The 1,995-nt window shown below is 61.5% G+C and carries 3 protein-coding genes and 1 tRNA gene; 3 read left to right on the forward strand and 1 reads right to left on the reverse strand.

The genetic code is table 11. The features are described from left to right. Nucleotides 1-149 precede the first annotated feature (149 nt). A complete protein-coding gene (locus tag WBV42_RS14280; RefSeq protein WP_423986624.1) occupies nucleotides 150-848 on the reverse strand; it encodes an enoyl-CoA hydratase/isomerase family protein in 699 nt (232 codons plus the stop codon). Nucleotides 849-907: 59 nt separating this feature from the next. On the opposite strand from WBV42_RS14280, the gene WBV42_RS14285 reads away from it, so the two are divergent. The 3 genes from WBV42_RS14285 to WBV42_RS14295 form a co-directional block, all read left to right on the forward strand. After that, nucleotides 908-1,549 carry a DUF7114 family protein gene (locus WBV42_RS14285; protein ID WP_423986625.1) on the forward strand — a complete coding sequence of 214 codons (642 nt, stop codon included), beginning with the start codon at nucleotides 908-910 and terminating at the stop codon, nucleotides 1,547-1,549. Nucleotides 1,550-1,600: 51 nt separating this feature from the next. Continuing rightward, nucleotides 1,601-1,672: transfer RNA gene (locus WBV42_RS14290), tRNA-Thr, on the forward strand. A gap of 158 nt (nucleotides 1,673-1,830) precedes the next feature. After that, a partial coding sequence (locus WBV42_RS14295) for an NAD-binding protein (RefSeq protein ID WP_423986626.1) occupies nucleotides 1,831-1,995 on the forward strand: 165 nt, incomplete at its 3' end.

A 1,995-nucleotide genomic window follows, 5' to 3' on the forward strand; every position in this document is an offset into this window, starting at 1 on the left:
GTGTATCTTAGTACGCCGGTACAGCGATACCGCCCACTAGTTACTCACTCTGAGTCGACGATGGGTCACTGTTTTGGAGTTCACTCCCGCGGATGATCACTTCAGCGACTACGAGGCCAAATCGACCGATTTCCGTTATCTTCTCGCTTCTACTCCCGCTCTTCTGCGATGCTATCGACGTTCGCGGCGACGAGTTCGCCGAACGCTTCCGCCTCGCACGCCAGTTGAACCTCGGTCGATGATCCATCGCGGACTCGTTCCTTGACGACCGAAAGCGCCGCCGGGACGTTCTCCGTGAGTTCGTCGGCGACGGCGCGCGGCGTTTCCGTGAGGCGTGAAACGAGCCCCATTCGATGGGCCGTTTCGGCCGAGAGGACGCGGCCCGAGAGCGCGATGTCGAGCGCGTCACCCATGCCGACGATTTCGGGGAGTCGGGTCGTCCCGCCCCATGCGCCGAAGATTCCGAGGCGGACGCCGGGTTCGGCGAACGTCGCGTCGAACGTCGCCACCCGGAGATCACACGCCAGCGCGAGTTCGACGCCTCCCCCGCGCGCCGGACCGTCGATTCCGGCGACGACGACGCTATCGCTCCCTTCGATGTCGTTTGCGACCCGCTGACCGTGGCTCGCGAACTCCTCCGCCGACTCCTGATCCAACGACGCGACGATGTCGAGGTCGGCCCCGGCGCAGAACGCCCCGTCCGCGCCGCGGAGATAGACGACCGGTTGTGTCGCTTCTCGGACCGCCGAGGAGAGCGCGTCGAGTCCGTCCGGTGTGAGCGCGTTTCGACGCTTCGGACGGTCGATCGTCACGATTCTAAGTTTCGGCTCGTCGGTGATGCGAATCATGCTGTCCAGTTGGAGACGCTTTCCAAAGGTCTTTGGCTGTCCCGTCGTAAGTTCCGACAATGGAAGAGGCCGTCCGGGCGCGCGGGGCTGCGCGCGAGGCTATCGAAGACATTACGCCAGCGCACCTCCGCGACCACATCGATGGGCTACTGGAGTCCTCGACGGTCGTTCCGGGGGTGGTGACGTTGTTAAGCGCGCGAGCTGTCGAGAGCGGTGCCAAGAGGGGCGACGTCGAAGCCCGTGCCGCGGGCGTGCAACTGATCTACGAAGGATTGGGACTCACACGCACGTTGGCACGCGACGAACCGTGGAACGGGGAGCAACCGTGCATCGAGAGCAACATCGCCGTTCTGGCGGCGGACGTGATGGTCTCCCGCGGATTTTCTCTGTTGGCACGAACGGAAGCGGCCGATACGGCCGTTCGAACCGTCAAATCGTTCGGTCGGGACCAGACCGAACGGCGGACCGAACACGCGCTCGAAACGGACGTGTTCGAACTCGCCATGGTCGCCGGAACGACGGCGGCAGGCCACGAGGTCCCGACCGGAATCCGACGATACGCCGAGCAACTGGCGACGTCGGTCGCCAATCGCAACTCGACCGAACTACTGTTCGACGAGGCTGTGGATATGCTGACGAAGCTGTCAGGACGACATCCAAACTGGTTCGATGAGACCACCTCATCGGCCACCGATCCCTGACGCGAATCGAAACGCCTAAACCCAGTTCGGCGTGTAGAAATGAATGCCTGCGCCTGGGTAGCTTAGCGGTAAAGCGCGTCCTTGGTAAGGACGAGAGCCCGGGTTCAAATCCCGGCCTAGGCTTTCCTCGATTTTTGTTTTCGAGCGGCCGGTTCGCCGTGGGAGCATGACGATTCTCATACATTCATCGAATACAGAGCGAAAGCGGTCACGTCACATACCCATCATGTAATCATAATTCTGACACCAACGTTTTTGTCCCTGCCGTGCTATTCGAACTCATGAAATTTGTTATCGTGGGGTACGGACGTGTGGGAATACGGACCTCCCAAATCCTCTCCGAGGAGGGTCACGAGGTGGTTATCGTGGAGGACGACCCGGACAAAGTGAACCGAGCGCGCGATGACGGATTCGAGGTCATCGAAGGAGACGGGTCGGACGAGACC

It is taken from the genome of Haladaptatus sp. (assembly GCF_049589095.1).
Taxonomy (GTDB): Archaea; Halobacteriota; Halobacteria; order Halobacteriales; family Haladaptataceae; genus Haladaptatus.

What these genes read in the sequence shown, in the direction of transcription:
- WBV42_RS14280 (WP_423986624.1), bottom strand. Translation starts at nt 848, where the DNA reads ATGATTCGCATCACCGACGAGCCGAAACTTAGAATCGTGACGATCGAC.
- WBV42_RS14285 (WP_423986625.1), top strand. Translation starts at nt 908, where the DNA reads ATGGAAGAGGCCGTCCGGGCGCGCGGGGCTGCGCGCGAGGCTATCGAA.